General features: G+C 51.0%; 19 protein-coding genes. 11 read left to right on the top strand and 8 right to left on the bottom strand.

Annotation, left to right across the window (positions count from 1 at the left end; translation table 11 throughout):
* The first annotated feature begins 38 nt into the window (after positions 1-38).
* On the top strand, positions 39-1,307 hold the full coding sequence (gene glgC, locus L3K52_10820; protein UOG90693.1) for a glucose-1-phosphate adenylyltransferase: 1,269 nt from the start codon (positions 39-41) through the stop codon (positions 1,305-1,307).
* Here the strand turns inward: glgC and L3K52_10815 are convergent.
* From L3K52_10815 to L3K52_10805, 3 genes are all read right to left on the bottom strand, one after another.
* Positions 1,290-2,411 carry a GNAT family N-acetyltransferase gene (locus tag L3K52_10815; GenBank protein UOG90692.1) on the bottom strand — a complete coding sequence of 374 codons (1,122 nt, stop codon included), beginning with the start codon at positions 2,409-2,411 and terminating at the stop codon, positions 1,290-1,292. The two genes, glgC and L3K52_10815, sit on opposite strands and share 18 nt — an antisense overlap.
* A 162-nt stretch (positions 2,412-2,573) precedes the next feature.
* Complete coding sequence (locus tag L3K52_10810) at positions 2,574-2,777, bottom strand: hypothetical protein (protein UOG90691.1); 204 nt, start codon at positions 2,775-2,777, stop codon at positions 2,574-2,576.
* 38 nt (positions 2,778-2,815) lie between these two features.
* Positions 2,816-3,937, bottom strand: a complete 1,122-nt coding sequence (locus tag L3K52_10805) for an anthranilate phosphoribosyltransferase (protein ID UOG90690.1) — start codon at positions 3,935-3,937, stop codon at positions 2,816-2,818.
* Between the two features lie 153 nt (positions 3,938-4,090).
* Here L3K52_10805 and L3K52_10800 point away from each other — a divergent pair, with 153 nt between their 5' ends.
* Entirely contained in the window at positions 4,091-4,534 is a 444-nt protein-coding gene (locus tag L3K52_10800) for a sel1 repeat family protein (GenBank protein ID UOG90689.1), read from the top strand.
* 376 nt (positions 4,535-4,910) lie between these two features.
* Here the strand turns inward: L3K52_10800 and L3K52_10795 are convergent, their stop codons facing one another.
* The 4 genes from L3K52_10795 to L3K52_10780 all read right to left on the bottom strand — a co-directional run bounded on the left by L3K52_10795 (position 4,911) and on the right by L3K52_10780 (position 7,413).
* Entirely contained in the window at positions 4,911-5,291 is a 381-nt protein-coding gene (locus L3K52_10795; protein UOG90688.1) for an aspartate 1-decarboxylase, read from the bottom strand.
* Between the two features lie 49 nt (positions 5,292-5,340).
* Entirely contained in the window at positions 5,341-6,207 is an 867-nt protein-coding gene (gene panC, locus L3K52_10790) for a pantoate--beta-alanine ligase (GenBank protein UOG90687.1), read from the bottom strand.
* Between the two features lie 10 nt (positions 6,208-6,217).
* The gene (gene panB / locus L3K52_10785; GenBank protein UOG90686.1) at positions 6,218-7,027 is read right to left on the bottom strand and encodes a 3-methyl-2-oxobutanoate hydroxymethyltransferase; all 810 of its coding nucleotides are present in this window, start codon (positions 7,025-7,027) and stop codon (positions 6,218-6,220) included.
* Between the two features lie 74 nt (positions 7,028-7,101).
* Positions 7,102-7,413 carry a hypothetical protein gene (locus tag L3K52_10780; protein ID UOG90685.1) on the bottom strand — a complete coding sequence of 104 codons (312 nt, stop codon included), beginning with the start codon at positions 7,411-7,413 and terminating at the stop codon, positions 7,102-7,104.
* A gap of 174 nt (positions 7,414-7,587) precedes the next feature.
* On the opposite strand from L3K52_10780, the gene L3K52_10775 reads away from it, so the two are divergent.
* Positions 7,588-8,544: a helix-turn-helix domain-containing protein gene (locus L3K52_10775; GenBank protein UOG90684.1), complete on the top strand. Its 957-nt coding sequence runs from the start codon at positions 7,588-7,590 to the stop codon at positions 8,542-8,544.
* 2 nt (positions 8,545-8,546) lie between these two features.
* Here L3K52_10775 and L3K52_10770 read toward each other — a convergent pair whose 3' ends face one another.
* On the bottom strand, positions 8,547-9,524 hold the full coding sequence (locus L3K52_10770) for an MBL fold metallo-hydrolase (GenBank protein ID UOG90683.1): 978 nt from the start codon (positions 9,522-9,524) through the stop codon (positions 8,547-8,549).
* 127 nt (positions 9,525-9,651) lie between these two features.
* On the opposite strand from L3K52_10770, the gene rfbA reads away from it, so the two are divergent.
* Genes rfbA through L3K52_10730 form a run of 8 tightly spaced genes read left to right on the top strand, consistent with a single transcriptional unit; the run spans position 9,652 to position 16,253 of the window.
* Entirely contained in the window at positions 9,652-10,539 is an 888-nt protein-coding gene (gene rfbA / locus L3K52_10765; GenBank protein UOG90682.1) for a glucose-1-phosphate thymidylyltransferase RfbA, read from the top strand.
* Positions 10,536-11,084, top strand: coding sequence for a dTDP-4-dehydrorhamnose 3,5-epimerase (gene rfbC, locus L3K52_10760; GenBank protein UOG90681.1), 549 nt, complete (start codon positions 10,536-10,538; stop codon positions 11,082-11,084). Before rfbA ends, rfbC begins: the two co-directional genes overlap by 4 nt.
* On the top strand, positions 11,081-11,956 hold the full coding sequence (rfbD, locus tag L3K52_10755; GenBank protein UOG90680.1) for a dTDP-4-dehydrorhamnose reductase: 876 nt from the start codon (positions 11,081-11,083) through the stop codon (positions 11,954-11,956). Before rfbC ends, rfbD begins: the two co-directional genes overlap by 4 nt.
* Positions 11,953-13,059, top strand: a complete 1,107-nt coding sequence (gene rfbB, locus L3K52_10750) for a dTDP-glucose 4,6-dehydratase (GenBank protein ID UOG90679.1) — start codon at positions 11,953-11,955, stop codon at positions 13,057-13,059. The genes rfbD and rfbB overlap by 4 nt, the downstream gene beginning before the upstream one ends.
* Positions 13,059-14,015 carry a class I SAM-dependent methyltransferase gene (locus L3K52_10745; protein UOG90678.1) on the top strand — a complete coding sequence of 319 codons (957 nt, stop codon included), beginning with the start codon at positions 13,059-13,061 and terminating at the stop codon, positions 14,013-14,015. The genes rfbB and L3K52_10745 overlap by 1 nt, the downstream gene beginning before the upstream one ends.
* Positions 14,012-14,479, top strand: a complete 468-nt coding sequence (locus L3K52_10740) for an oligosaccharide biosynthesis protein Alg14 (GenBank protein UOG90677.1) — start codon at positions 14,012-14,014, stop codon at positions 14,477-14,479. The genes L3K52_10745 and L3K52_10740 overlap by 4 nt, the downstream gene beginning before the upstream one ends.
* The gene (locus L3K52_10735; protein ID UOG90676.1) at positions 14,476-14,973 is read left to right on the top strand and encodes a glycosyl transferase family 28; all 498 of its coding nucleotides are present in this window, start codon (positions 14,476-14,478) and stop codon (positions 14,971-14,973) included. Before L3K52_10740 ends, L3K52_10735 begins: the two co-directional genes overlap by 4 nt.
* Positions 14,970-16,253 carry an oligosaccharide flippase family protein gene (locus tag L3K52_10730; protein UOG90675.1) on the top strand — a complete coding sequence of 428 codons (1,284 nt, stop codon included), beginning with the start codon at positions 14,970-14,972 and terminating at the stop codon, positions 16,251-16,253. The genes L3K52_10735 and L3K52_10730 overlap by 4 nt, the downstream gene beginning before the upstream one ends.
* Positions 16,254-16,257 lie beyond the last annotated feature (4 nt).

The raw sequence follows: 16,257 nt of genomic DNA, 5'->3' as shown, positions 1-16,257 counted from the left end.
CTTAGGCGTAAATAACTGACTCTTGGAGCACGACAAATATGACGACCAACAATCCACGCTTCGTTAGCCTGCTGACACGTGAAACCCTAGCCTTAGTCCTCGCGGGTGGTCGTGGCTCACGTTTGTACGAATTAACCGACCGCCGCGCCAAACCCGCCGTCTATTTTGGCGGAAAATTCCGCATTATCGACTTTACCCTCTCCAACTGCGTGAATTCCGGGATTCGTAAAATCGGCGTCCTCACCCAGTACAAAGCGCATTCCCTGATCCGCCATTTGGTACACGGTTGGTCAAACTTCCGCACAGAATTAGGCGAATTTGTGGAAGTATTACCGGCCTCGCAACGCACCACGGGCAACTGGTATGCGGGTACTGCCGATGCGATTTACCAAAATCTTGATATTGTAGAAACTTTACGCCCCAAGTACGTTTTGGTGCTTGCCGGGGATCACATTTACAAAATGGACTACGGTGAAATGTTGGCCTATCACGTCGAAAAAGGCGCTGATATGACCGTGGCGTGCGTGGGTGTGCCGTTGGAAGATGCTAAAGGTTTCGGGGTAATGACGGTCGATGCACAGCACCGCGTGGTAGGGTTTGACGAAAAACCGGCGGAACCGCGCCCAATGCCGGGGTCAAGCGATATGGCTTTGGCGTCGATGGGCAATTACATTTTCAATACCGACTTTTTGTTTGAGCAATTGCACAAAGATGCGGCGAATCCTGCCTCCAGTCGTGATTTCGGCAAAGACATTATTCCCTCACTGATTGCGGAACACGCGGTATACGCCTACCCCTTCCGCGACCCCATCACTGGCAAACAACCTTATTGGCGCGATGTGGGTACGATTGATGCGTTCTGGGAAGCCAATATGGAGCTGGTATCCGTCGATCCAGAACTGAATTTATACGACGAGACTTGGCCTATCCTCACTTATCACCGCCAGCTACCTTCAGCAAAATTCGTGTTTCGTGATCCGGGTCGCGAAGGCAAAGCGCTGGATTCGGTGGTCTCCGCAGGCTGCGTGATTTCCGGTGCGGCTGTCATCAATTCGCTGCTGTTCTCGAATGTCAAAGTACATTCCTACAGCACCGTGCAAGATTCGGTATTGCTCCCCGAAGTGCGTGTCGGGCGGCATTCCCGAATCACGCGTGCGGTTATCGATCGTGGCTGCGACTTACCAGCAGGTACCATCATCGGCGAAGACCCGGTAGCGGATGCCCAACGTTTCCGCGTCACCCCCAAAGGCATTACCTTGGTTACGCCAGAAATGCTGGGGCAAAAAGGTTCAGCCAGTGTGGGTTAAATACTGATAGGCTGTTTTCACGAACTGCATGGTATGTAACAAAGGCTTACTCAACACCCGATGCGTACTGATATGGAAATTAGCCATTTTACGGCGCTCTGCCCACAAATGGTTAATCATCGGGTGATTGGGTATGGCGCACGAGTCCACCCAAGGCAGCGGCGTGTTATCCAGTGTGCAGTAAATATTTTCCAACTCTAGCAACACGCCGGGCGAATACGCCGCGTAAGCTTCGTTGTAAGCAATTTTGAGTGCATAACCGCCTTGCGTCGCACTGGTCAAATTCAATTTGATAGCAATCACTTCACCATCCAGCAACAGTTTTAACATCATCAACTGCCCCTGTGCTGCCGCGTTGCGGATTAAGTTTTCAGCAAATTGACGTTCGCCCGACTGACAGCTCATGGCGGTAAGCGCCCGCCCTTTCCAGCCTTGTTGCTCCAGATCGAGAAAATCCTTGATCCAATCACTCAAACCGTGACTTTGCCCCGGCAACAATGCCCGACATTCCAACCGCCCCAATGCTTCCAAACGTCGCCGTAAGCGATTGTATTCCTTGATTCTCTTTTTACGTTGATAGGCACTGACATACGCTTCCCCGGAAAGCTCGGATGCCAACATCGCGCGCTCCCAGGTATCGTGTTCATTCACCCAGCCACCCTGCTGCTGCGTAAACAAGCGTAATTGCCGCGCAAATTCCCCTTCAGCGGGGACTTTATTCAACGAAAACGCCAACGCACCCGAATGTTCACGCAACCAAGCAAATACCGCTTGCAAGGTTTCCTCTGCATAATCCTGATGCACAAGGGGCGTACCCAGTGGGCAATGCGGATGCAACCAGTTCATCCAATGACAGGCCGGAAATTTCTGATAGGTTTGGGTTTTGACCAGCGGCACTAATCCCATGAGGCGTGAATGCGCCGTGTCTGCCCACACCAACAACACCACAACCGAGACTTCTGGTGGCACTAACGCTTCTAACGCAGGCAATAATGCCCAACTTTCGTAAAAAACATTGGGTTCGAGCGCTTGGCGTGTGAGCAAGTCCCAAGCCGGGACAATATCACGCAATTCACGTATGGCAGTTACTAGTTGCGTAATCAAAATGGATACTCGCTTATCGTTATTGAATCACTGTATAGGAAACATTGTGTTCCTAATGACATCATAAGCTTAAGCAAATACCCGACAAACGTACCCAAATGGGCGACAATAAAAAAGCGAGCCGCAGCTCGCTTTTCGTGTTCTCACAATACCGTGTATTGCTTAAGCAGCAAGCCACTCTTTGTAAGCTTCCATGTCCTTTTCCTGACCAGCAGCATAGCCCGCTTCATAGGCTTCAGTCAGACGCTGCTCTTCACGCATCGGGTTAAGCAGGTAGCCACCTTGCCAGCCTTGCAGGAACTCAGGGTCAACGCCTGCTTTTTCCATTTCTACTACAGCGTTGTAATACTGCATATTCATTGTCATGTCCTCTCTAAATAAAATGAAAATAAACGCGCTGCCATTTACGCCGCAGCACGCAGTGTTTCCAGTGCTTTACCGCTATTCAGCATCGCACGTACCGCATCAGCGGCCTCCTGTATCGAACCGTAACGGCCCAAATGCGCCAGACAGATCGAGGCGGAGTATACCAGACTGTCGTACATCAAACCTGTTTCGCCACCCAGTGCCGCGATACCCATTGCAGCGGCTCTGGCTGCCAACGCATCGCTATCAACCGTGGTCGCAATCTCATCCCCTATCACGGGTGCTGCGGGCAAATCATCCGGCAAGGGAACTGCCCGCACATCGGCTTGCAACCCAAACGCTTTGGGGTCAAGGTCACGCTGCTGCACCTCACCCTTGTCGTAGTAATAGAACAGCTTGCCCGCTTGTTGCAGCGAAGGAATTACCCCGCCCTCAACACCGCGCACAAACATAGCACTATCAAACCCCGCCTGCCGCGCCAATGACGCATAAATCGGTGGGTAAGCCTTGTGCACATACCCGCCCATGCAATGCGTTTTTACCCGCCCGCGAATCGGCCCCAACATGGTTTCTACCGTGGTCAGCACCTGACGCTTAATCATGCGCTGGCGGATGGGAATCAAATCGTGCAAACCCGCCGCAAATTGGCGTTGGTCGAGGTAAGTCCAACCGATCCGTTCCAATTGCGCCACCGCTTCTGCCGGGGTCAAATTCACATTGATACCCGACGCTTGCAACACTTTGTGGTGCGTTGCGCCGAATTTCGGACCGACTTGCTCCAAACCGTGCAAGACCGCGTGTACGCCCATGCTGGCCAATACCACTGGCACAAACGTAGACGCTGGCACACCGCGTGTATAGCCGTCATACGGGTCAGACACATCGAGGATTTCGTCCACCGCCGCCGTCTGAATCACCGAGGTATCAATCAACGCTTGTAAGGTTCCCCGATTTTCTTCGTCGGTTTCCCGCTTCATGCGCAAAGCAATAAAGTAAACCGCCACCTGCACCGGATCGGCGTCACCACTTAAAATGTGGCGCATCGCATAGTACGCATCCTCATAGCTCAAGTCCTTGCTGTATTCAGGGCCTGTGGCTACTTTTTGAATGCATTGGCGCATGTGCAATTTTAAATTGCGTTCGGTATTTGTATCAGTCATCGTGGTATTTTCCATATCGCGGAAGTTTAAGAAGCGCGTCCCGGTTTCTGAATATCCCTCTAGGGGTAACACTGATACCCCGGCGGGCTATTTCAGAACACCGACCAGAATGCGCTAAGATCAAAAATCAATTTTACGTTCAAGGAGATTCCCGTGTCACAAATCGATAATGAGTCTATGGATTTCGCCAGCGGCATGGCAGCATTTGAAGCCAAGCATTTCTCGCGTGCCATGCAAATGCTGTCCCCGTTCGCGGATCAGGGCGATAAGGTAGCACAACACCTGTGCGCCATTATGCATCAAAACGGTCTTGGCACCGTGCGTAATGAAGCCAAAGCTTTCGATCTCATGAAAGCTTCGGCGGAACAGGGTTACGGTTTGGCTCAGCATGGCCTAGGTTTTATGTACTTAGAAGGCGAATGCGCGGAAAAAAACGGCGAAAAAGCCGCAAACTGGTTTCGTCAAGCCGGTGCGCAGGGGCTACAAGGCTCTCTCACAACACTCGCCTTAATGTACCAACAAGGCAGCGGTGTTCCGCAAGATATGGAAGAAGCTAAACGCCTCTACAAACTCGCTGGTTTCGATGATTTGGGGTAAGAAGCGGGCAAAACTGAACCGCAGATTAAATTCTATAATCCCTAAAAATCAACAAAATAGGCGCATAAATAAAATTAATGAATTAAGTACGGATTCAGCCCAAACCCGTAAGATGCACGGCATGGATGACGGGCACACAAGAACGATAACAAGCCTTGGCTGACGATGGAACTGTTATGAAAAAGCCAGTCGGCCTGCACGTTAAGAACGTCAGGCCGACCATTACCTTAACCATCTTGCCGTGGGTGAGCAGACCCCTGACAGATGAGAATCATAACAATAATGCGTTCATGCAATGTGTACCGAGCAACAAGAATAACAACAAACGCTCGGTTTTTCTTTTTTCCCGACGAAGTGTATTATTTTAATACAGGTCTTAAGCGGCTTGCACCGCGATTTGCCCTGCCGTATGCGTTACCCGATTTTGAGCATCCACGTACACCAATTGCGGCTTGTGAAAATTGGCTTCTGCCTCGGCAAAACTGGCATACGTACAGATGATAATCAAATCCCCAGTGCTGGCTTTATGCGCCGCCGCCCCATTGATCGAAATAATCCCGCTACCCGCTTCCGCACGAATGGCATACGTCGAAAAACGTTCGCCATTGCTAATGTTGTAAATATGCAATTGCTCGTATTCGCGGATATTGCCGATACGTAGCAAATTATCATCAATCGCACAGGAACCCTCATAGTCCAACTCAGCATGAGTGACGGTAACACGGTGCAGTTTGGATTTGAGAAGCGTCAGCTCCATTAGCGATTCCTCTGGTAACAATCAAATAGCAATATTCTGCGCAATACTATTATGATGTTTCTGTTAATTTTTTCAATGGTAAACGGATATTATCTATCAAACGGGCTTTACCTAGCCATGCTGACCCTAGCACTACCAACTTCTCATCCCCAATTTGTGCAGGCTGCAAATCTACTGTGTGCCGGATTTCCACATAATCTGGTCGGAAACCGCGTGATGCCAGTGACTGCATTGCCTCAGCTTGTAAAGCAATATAATCCTGCCTACCTTTGTGCAGTGCGTCAACCACTTCCCGTAGGGTCAACTGCAATCCGGCGGCAAGTTTCCGCTCAGCGGTGGTAAGGTAGCCATTGCGCGAACTCAGCGCCAAACCATCGGCCTCACGCACCGTCGGCAAACCTTCGATATGAATATCCATATCCAGATCACGCACCATCTGGCGAATCACCATCAATTGCTGAAAATCCTTCTCACCAAACACCGCCACATCCGGCTGCACTAGGTGAAACAACTTGCAGACCACGGTTGAAACGCCGGTAAAATGACCGGGGCGCGAAGCCCCTTCCAACAACGTACTAATCCCCGGCACTTCGACTTTGGTGGCTAAACCGCCCGTGGGATACATCAGCGCGGGCGTTGGCGTAAATACCAAATCCGCCCCACCCGCTTGCAATTTGCCGCAATCGTCCGCCAAAGTACGCGGGTATGCCGCCAAATCTTCCTTGCGATCAAATTGCGTCGGGTTCACAAAAATGGATACCACCACTTTGCTGCCCAGTTCCTGCGCCCGTTTCACCAAGGCAATATGCCCCGCGTGTAAGTTGCCCATCGTCGGCACAAACGCAATGGTTTCACCCGCCCTGCGCCAGCTTTTGAGTTCTTCACGCAGTGCATCAATGGCTTGAACAATAATCATGGAAAACTCTTTAGAAAAAACAGTGTTGATCGGCGGGGAATGTGCTCGCTTTTACGGCTTGCACATACGCGGCAACGGCTTGCGGAATGGTTGCGCCCGCACCGATAAAATCTTGGGAAAACTTCGGCGCACGCGGTGAAATGCCCAGCATATCGTGCAAGACCAGCACCTGCCCGTCACAGTCGCGCCCTGCCCCAATCCCAATGGTTGGAATTTCTAAGGCTTGGGTAATTTGTGCTGCCAATGCCACGGGAACGCATTCCAACACCAACATATCTGCCCCCGCTTCTTGCAGGGCAATGGCATCGTCGAGCATTTGTTTGGCAACCGCTTCATCGCGACCTTGCACCCGATAGCCGCCGAGTTTGTGAACCGATTGTGGTTGCAAACCCAAATGCGCACACACCGGCACGCCATGATGCGCCAGTTGTCTGACGGTAGCGACTTGCGGCGTACCGCCTTCTAATTTCACCATGTGTGCGCCGCTTTCCTGCATTAAACGTGCACTATTGCGTAGCGCCAATTCAGGCGATGTGTAACTCATGAAAGGTAAATCGCCAATCACCAAAGCGCGTTGGCTAGTTTTAGTGACCGCACGGGTGTGGTAAACCATGTCATCCATCGTCACGGGAACGGTGGTTGCGTGCCCTTGAATCACCATGCCTAATGAATCACCGACCAGAATCACATCAACCCCTTGCGCGTCGAGCACTTTGGCAAAACTGGCATCGTAAGCCGTCAGCATGACAATCTTTTCACCTTCACGTTTCATCTTGCGCAAAGTGGTGACGGTCACGCGCGGCTCAGGTTTGGTACTCATGCGGCTTATCTCCCAGAATCAAAAAATGTTGCAGCGCAGTTTACCACACCGCAACATATCAACTAACTTGATGCTTACCAACAGTTGCCTGAATTTGCGCAGGCAACAACAATTTGGCCTAAAATAGATACAACGGTATGTTTCATGGAAAGTGGCGTGTCCAGCGCGTCCTCCTCCAGCGTAGGCGAATCATAATCAGTGCTGACGGGGATAGGTTTAGGCGCACCATCACTTGCTAATTGGTGGAAAGGATGACGCAATACCACCACTGGTTCGCTTACATTCACGGATGACTTAACCGCTACGGGAGAGCTTGTTGTCGTCGTGCAAGCAGCAAGTGACAGCGCCAACGCGAGCGTCATGGCAATTGTTGAAATTGTTTTCATGGGGTGTCTCCATATATTTTGTTTATCAGCACGACGAAGATTAGCTTAACCTTGGTTAAACGGACAACGCATTTGTTCATTTATGATTCAGGTTATAACTTATGTAAAATTTGCATATTGCATAAATTTATTGCATATTGTTATCTTTAAATAGATCAAACAATAATTAAACAAATGCAAGCAGATACACAGAATCGGCACATCCCGCAGGATGGCAAACGCCTCAAGGCATTGCGACAAATCAAGGGGCTAAGTCAAGCAGGTTTAGCACAAGCGCTGCAAACATTGATCAAGCCTTACATGAAACATGGCTTCGTCATTCAACAACCCGACATTGCGCGGATTGAGCTGGAAAAATCCACCCTAGATGTGCCTGAATTGCTGGGTTATTCGCAATTTTTTGGCACGGATATTGACGATTTGCTGAAACCACACTTCCGTTCCCTGCACAAAAACGCCTTCTGTTTGAAACAATTTTCGACGGATAGTGATGCCGATGACTACTTCACTCGCATGGAAGAAGCCGGGCGCATCCTCGCTTACAGCCACTTTCCTTCCTCATTTTTCATGGTAAATCAAGCCACCAACCGCCGCTTCAAGCAAATCGCACAACCCGATTATTGCGAAACGCACCTGCATACGCTGGATTCCCTGTTGAGTTTCATTTTCTCGCCGATCAGTCGCTACGGTTACGCGCAACGCGACAGCATTTTGGAACGCTATGTGGAGCATTTTCGGCAACGCCACCACAAGCGGTTGTACTTTTTTTCACGCGCCAGTTTCACGCCGCACAGCCTGTTTCCGAACCTCGTTTTGCTGCCCGAAAAAGCCACATTGCTGATGCTTGCGCCCATTATGCAGCGGCAACAAGGCGATGTTTTTCTGGAAATTCATGACGAATTAATCTGTAAACAGGTACGCGATTTTTATTTCCAAACCGTGCCATTATTGGAAGCCAATGTCACCCTATTGCGCATCGGCCGAGAAACGTTAGCGCTATTACAAGATGGCATCAGCATGGAAATGTCGATTCGTTTTTTCTATGAGGAAGTCCAGAAGCGCAGCCCCGAAGACAGCGCTGCGGTTCTGGAAAACTTTAGCATGGATATTCAGGATATGTTGTGCGAGTAAGCCTAGAAGTCTTCCTGTTCCGCCTCTAACACAGACAAACTGATGTGCTTGCCCAGCTCTTCGTCTAGCCCCTGCCAATCCTTGTAATCTGCCAATTTTTCCGCGATTTTCGGCTTCATTTCGTGCGCTTCCATCTCGTTGCGCATTTCTTTGACGGAGCTATACACCTTGCTCAGGTAATCGCGGTAATACGTCAGGACATTTTTAGTGCCCGTGTGTCCATGCCCCGGCACAATTTTGTCGACATCCAAAGTTAGAGCGTGTTCGGCGGCTTTGATACTACCAACGAAACTGCCGTCATCCATGCGCACAATCCGTTTGTTATTGATATTATCGCCGGTGAACAGCACTTTTTCGCCGACGACTTCGTACATCACATCGGTTGCCGAATGCACTTTGCCCTCGATAATGTGTGCTTTCAAAGTCAGATAGCCGACTTTGATTTCCTGCGCATTGGCTAAGACTTCGGTAGGAATAATCGCTTCTGTACCCGCCGTTGCTTTTTCGGTTAGGGTATCCATCGTGTTGATCCATTCTGCCGCCGCGCCATTGGTCGCCTCTTCAATCATGGTGGGGTGCGCGAAAAATTTCACGTCAGGATTTTCTTCCTTAAAGGCTTGATTGCCCAACCAATGATCACCGTGTACGTGCGTGGTAAACACTTGCGTAATCGGCTTATCGGTCACTTTACGAATGTGGGCTAATACGGCGCGACCGATGGCAGCACTCGAACCGGGGTCAATCACCGCCACTTCTTTGTCGGTGACAATGAAACCGGGATTATTCATAAATCCTTGATTTTCTTTATTCGGATAGCCGGTAGGTCCGTGAATCACGTAAACGTGTTCGGAAATTTTTTCTGGCTTATGCTTATCCAATAACTCTTGGTGTACGTTTTTGTCAACGGCGCTCGCGCTCAGGCTGAGACTCAGTAGCAAGCTGGTAGACAACACGATGGCGTTTTTAGGTAAATGTTTCATGAAGATTCTCCTCTCAACGGTGTTTTTAGTCATTATGAGTGTACTCGATTACTGGAATTAGCTGAAATTTCTGTGGGTTTGTCTACAATAGGCGGCTTTCGAGTCAGCACGCTGGTAGGCTTTAGACATGCAACATAACCGTTCCCATCAACGCAAGGGCATTATCCTCGCAGGCGGCAGTGGCACACGCCTCTACCCCCTGACCCGTGCTGTCAGCAAACAACTGATGCCAATCTACGACAAACCGATGATTTATTACCCGCTGACCGTGCTAATGCTCGCCGGTATCCGCGATATTCTCATAATCACCACCCCCGAAGATTCGGCGCAATTCCAACACTTGCTGGGCGATGGGGCGCAATGGGGGCTGAACATTGAATACGCAGTGCAACCCTCGCCGGATGGCTTGGCGCAAGCCTTCATCATCGGCGCTGATTTCCTCGGCAATTCACCCGCGACGCTGATTCTGGGCGACAATATTTACTACGGCGAAGGGCTATCCAGTCGCTTGCAAACCGTTGCGCAACAAACCTCCGGCGCAACCGTGTTCGCTTACTACGTCAAAGACCCCGAACGTTACGGTGTCGCCGAATTCGATGCTAACGGCAAAGCACTCAGTATTGAAGAAAAGCCGGAGAAACCACGTTCTAATTACGCCGTAACCGGCTTGTATTTCTACGACAATCAGATTGTGGATGTGGCACGTGAAGTCCGCCCTTCCCATCGCGGTGAACTCGAAATCACCACCGTCAACCAGATGTATCTGGAACGCGGGCAATTGCAGGTGGAAATGCTCAAACGCGGCACGGCGTGGTTGGATACCGGCACACACGCTTCCCTGCTGGATGCGTCCAACTACATCCGCGTCATTGAAGAACGCCAAGGGCTAAAAATTGCCTGCCCCGAAGAAGTCGCATGGCGCATGGGCTATATCGGCGACGAACAATTGCTACAACTCGCCGAACCCTTGAAAAAGAGCGGTTACGGCGTATATATCACGGAATTGCTGAAATGAAGATTATCCCCACCAATATCCCCGACGTACTCATTCTCGAACCGCAGGTGTTCGGCGACGCACGCGGCTTTTTTCTGGAAACGTGGAACAGCAAAACGTTTGCGGATGCGGGTTTAAACCTAAACTTCGTTCAAGACAATCACAGCCGCTCCGGTCAAGGCATTTTGCGCGGAATGCACTACCAAATCCAAAACCCGCAAGGCAAGCTCGTGCGTGTTACCAGCGGCAAAGTGTTTGATGTGGCGGTGGATTTACGTCAATGCTCACCCACTTTTGGGCAATGGGCAGGGGCAGAACTGTCCGCTGACAACCATCACATGTTGTGGATTCCGCCCGGTTTTGCGCACGGCTTTTATGTGATGAGCGAATCGGCGGATTTTTTGTACAAATGCACCGACTTTTACGCCCCCGCTTACGACCGCAGTTTGCGCTGGGATGACCCGACTGTAGGCATCGAATGGCCGTTGATCAATGGCGCACAGCCCACGATTTCTGCCAAAGATGAAGCGGGTAAAAACTGGCAAGAGGCGGACAAATTCGCATGAAAATATTACTCACTGGCGCACACGGGCAACTTGGTTCGGAATTGCAAGCCACCTGCCCTGCGGGTATCACCCTGATTGCGACAGATCGGGATACGCTGGATATTACCGATCCGCAACAGGTTATCAATGCACTGGAACAACATCGTCCCGATGTCGTTATCAACGGTGCTGCCTATACCGCCGTCGATAAAGCTGAAACAGACACAGCAAACGCCTACCTGATCAACCACGCTGCCGCACAAACTTTTGCAGCACAATCCGCGTTGTTTGATTATTATCTGCTGCAAATCTCGACCGATTTTGTGTTTGACGGGCTGCAATCCACCCCGTACCTGCCGAACGCTATGGCGAAACCACTTGGCGTTTACGGCGCAAGCAAACTGGCGGGAGAACAAGCCGTACAAGCCGCCTGCCCCAGTGCAGCTATTGTACGCACGTCGTGGCTGTATTCGGCTTACGGCAACAATTTCGTCAAAACCATGCTACGCCTGATGCGCGAACGCGATTCCCTTGGCGTGGTCGCCGATCAAATCGGCACACCGACGTGGACAGGTACACTCGCAGCAACGCTGTGGGCATTCATCGTCCAAAAACCACAGGGTATCTTGCACTGCGCCGATAATGGCGTGGCAAGCTGGTACGATTTCGCCGTGGCTATTCAGGAAGAAGCACTGGCGCTGGGATTGCTCGACAAAGCCATCCCCATCAAGCCGCTGCGCACCGACGAATACCCAACGCCCGCGCGTCGCCCCGCCTTCAGCGTGATGGATAGACGCGCAACCGAAACATTACTGGGCTACACTCTACCGCATTGGCGCACTAGCTTGCGGCAGATGCTTACTCAATTGAAACAACAAAACGTAACAGCATGACAACGACATACACACCTCATAACGTGCTCGTCACTGGCGGCGCAGGCTTTATCGGCACAAATTTCGTGCATTTTTGGTTGCAACAATACCCAGACACCCGTTTGGTGATTCTGGATGCGCTGACCTACGCCGGACGCTACGAAAATTTGCAGCCGCTGGAAGGGCAAGCCAATTTCCGCTTCGTGCATGGCGACATTCTGGATCAGCCGCTGGTAGAGCAATTGCTGCGCGAGGAAACCATCGACACGATTGTGCATTTCGCTGCGGAATCGCACGTTGACCGCTCAATTTATGGCCCCGATGCGTTTCTGAAAACCAATATTGATGGCACACACAGCTTGCTGAAAGCGGCAAAAACCGTGTGGTTGGATGAGAAACCGGGGTTTGTACACCGTTTCCATCACGTCTCCACCGATGAAGTGTATGGCACATTGTCCGCCACTGACCCTGCCTTCACCGAAATCACGCCCTACGCGCCGAATTCGCCGTATGCTGCCAGCAAAGCTGCGTCTGATCACGTGGTACGTGCCTACCAGCACACCTACGGTTTGCAGACCACGACCAGCAATTGCTCCAACAATTACGGCCCGTATCAGTACCCTGAAAAGCTGATTCCGCTGGCGATTTCCAACCTGTTGCAAGGCAAACCCGTGCCGATTTATGGCGATGGGCAGCAAATCCGCGACTGGTTGTATGTGGATGACCATAACCGTGGCATTGACCTGATTATTCGTACTGGACGCATCGGCGAAACTTACAATATCGGCGGCAATAATGAGCAGGCGAACCTGAGCCTGATCCACGAATTGTGCGCATTATTGGATGCGCGTTTCCCGGATTCGCCGCACGTACCACACAATCAGCACATTGTGTACGTAACGGATCGTCCGGGGCATGACCGCCGTTACGCGATTGATAACAGTAAGATTTGTAGCGAATTGGGGTATGTACCGGCGGAAACCTTCCAAAGTGGCTTGGCGAAAACGCTAGATTGGTATTTGAGTCACCCCGATTTCTGGCAAGGCGATGTCAAGCTGTTTGGCACACACGGCACTTCGGCTTCGCTCAGTGACCGTTCGACTACGCTCAGGGAGCAGGTTTGATGCAGTGCCGTATTTGTGGCAGTAACGGCGAACACCGCCACTATGTCGCCAAGGAAATGATGCTGGGGTTGCGCGATGAACACCGTTATTTTCAGTGTGCGGATTGCGACTGCCTGCAAATAGAACAGATTCCTGCCAATATCGCGGATTATTATCCCGATAACTATTATTCCTACAGTGATGCGACCAAGGCAGGCAATCCGCTTAAACAAGCCCTGACGAAGTTACGGGATCGTTACGAAGTCACGGGTAACTGTTTGATTGGGCGGGTAATGCACTTGTGGATGCCGAATGCGAAACTTGCCACACTACGCCCGCTCAAGCTGAACCAAGACACGCGGATTCTGGATGTAGGCTGTGGCGCGGGGCATTTGCTGCATTCCTTGCGCGAAATGGGTTTCCAGAATCTGTTGGGTATCGACCCGTTTAACCAAGCCGATATTGCCCATCCAAACGGTTTGCGCATTGAGAAACGCGATATTTTCAGCGAAACCGGCGAATGGGATGTGGTGATGTTCCACCATTCGTTTGAGCATTTGCCAAATCAGCGGACTAATTTGGGGCAAGCATTCAATATTCTGAAACCGGGTGGAGTCGCTTTGGTGCGTGTGCCTACCGTGTCGTCGTATGTGTGGCAAGAGTACGGCGTGAACTGGGTGCAATTGGATGCGCCACGTCATTTGTACCTGCATTCGGTCAAGAGTATGCAGGCATTGGCGGAACAGGCGGGCTTTTTGTGCGAACAAGTGGTGTACGATTCCAACGCCTTGCAATTCTGGGGCAGCAAACAGTACGAACAGGATATTCCGTTGCGCAACCCACGTTCGTGGGCGGAATCACCCGAAAATTCACTGTTTAGAGCTGAACAAGTGCGTGAGTTTGAAACCCGTTCACGCGAGTTGAATGCGTTGAATCAGGGTGATCAAGCGGCGTTTTACTTGAGAAAACCGGCATGAGTGTTAGGCCAACATTGCTGGCGATTTCTTCACCCGGCGGGCATTGGATTCAGCTTAATCGGCTGAGCGTCGGGCTGGAAGAGCGTTATCGGGTGGTGTATGCGATGCCTGCGGGGTTGTTCACTTCGACTTCGCGCAGTGAACGGGAACGCAAGGTGTATTCGGTGATGGATGTGAGTGCGGATGATAAATGGCGCTTGATACCTTGTGCTTTACAAGTGTTGTATATCTTATTGAAAGAACGCCCGAAAGCAATTTTATCCACGGGTGCAGCACCCGGTGCGGTGGCGATTTGGCTGGGTAGCTTTCTCGGCATTCGTACCATTTGGGTGGATAGCATCGCCAACGTTAAACAGATTTCACGGGCGGGTAAGTTGGCGCAAAAACGTGCCGATGTATTCTTGACGCAATGGGAACAGTTGAGCGATGGACAAGCGATTCAATACAAGGGAGCGGTGTTGTGATTTTCGTGGCGGTTGGCACGCAATTTCCGTTTGATCGCCTGATCCGTGCCGTGGATGAATGGGCGGCACAACACGCCTTCACCGGAATGGCGCAAATTGCAGGCGGGGAATATTTGCCGCAAACCTTGCAATGGGAACGCTTTATGACCACGGCAGTGTTTAACCAATACGTGCAAAATGCCGATTTGATCATTTCACACGCGGGCATGGGCAATATTATTACCGCGCTGGAACACCGCAAACCCATTATTGTGATGAACCGCCAACACGCGCTCGGCGAACACCGCAACGATCACCAACTGGACGGTTTAGCGTGGATGGGGCAATTGCCGGGGGTGTATACCGCCTCGACCCAAGACGAATTGTATGCACTGTTGGCACGGCAACACACCTTGCAAGCGGCACCACTGGACAATGATTCCCGGCGGCAAACGCTGGTAGATTTCATTGATCAAGCGATTGGTGCTTCGACTGCGCTCAGCAACCGCACATGAATCTGAAAAACCCTTCGCTGCTACTGACCAGTTTACTTTCGACTATTGCCCGCTTTGCTGGGGTTGGGTTGAATTTTGCGGTGGCAATCGTGTTGACGCGCACGCTACCGATGGCAGAAGCGGGCATGGTGTTCATGTTAATGACACTGGTCACGGGTGTTTCTCTGTTCAGCCGTTTGGGGGTGGAACAGTGGTTGGTGCGCGATGTGGCGCGGATTCAGGAAACCGATACACAGCAACAAGGCGTGCATTTACGCGATGCTTACCGCATGGTGTTAATCAGTAGCGGCATTTTCATGCTGGGCTGGCTGGCATTTGCCCCTTTATCACAGCACTGGTTGTTTGATGATGCGATTCAGATGCTGCCGTTATTGCTGGCGGGCAGCGGCATTCTGTTTTTCAATTTGGTGATGTTGAATTCATCATTTTTGAAAGCCATCCGGCATACCTCCGAGTCAATTCTGGTGCAGAATTCCTTGCCTGCGGTGGCTTATATGCTGCTGATTGGGCTGTTTTGGTGGAATTTTACGGATAATCAACATTATCTGTTGTTGTATATTGCGTCATTGGTATTGGCGGGGTTGGCATCGTTTTACTGGCTGCGCCCTTGGTGGCGAAGTTTGCATCCGGCTAATCCGACGCAATTTAATGTTAAAGCGGTGTTGCAACAGTCGCTACCGTTAGCACCTGTATCATTTTTTTCGTTTTTGATGTTGTGGGCAGATACGCTACTCACCGGCTTGTTGCTGTCGAATGAGGATGTGGCGCTGTTCACGGTTGCGGCGCGTTTATCGTTTGTCAGCCTGTTTTTCCTTGGGGCGCTGGATGCCACTATTTACCCGCGCTTGTTGCGCATCCACCAACACCAGCCGGAACAATTGCAGCGGTTTTTTTGGCAAGCTACCGGCTTAGTGGCAGGCATATTGGGTGCTGTCACGTTATTATTGTTGTTGCTGGGCGATCACTTACTCCATGTCTTTAAACCCGAATATGTGCAAGCAGGTGCTGCGCTGGCTATTTTACTGGTGGCGCAATGGGTGCGGGCGTTGAGCCTGACGTTTTCGTTTATGTTTATTGTGCAGGCACAAGTGCACTACCTGAACGGCTTGCTGGCACTGGCGTTGGTCATTAATGTGGTCGCCAATCTGATTTTGATTCCAAGGCATGGAATTGAAGGAGCGGCTGGCGCGACACTTATCGCTAATTTGGTGCTAACCATCGGCGTGGCAGTGCTGTTTTTTACCAAGCGTTTGTTAAACGAACCCGATAAGCGAGGATAGGAGG

It is taken from the genome of Candidatus Thiothrix sulfatifontis (assembly GCA_022828425.1).
Taxonomy (GTDB): Bacteria; Pseudomonadota; Gammaproteobacteria; order Thiotrichales; family Thiotrichaceae; genus Thiothrix; species Thiothrix sulfatifontis.
This window is presented reverse-complemented; position numbering and strand designations above follow the sequence as displayed.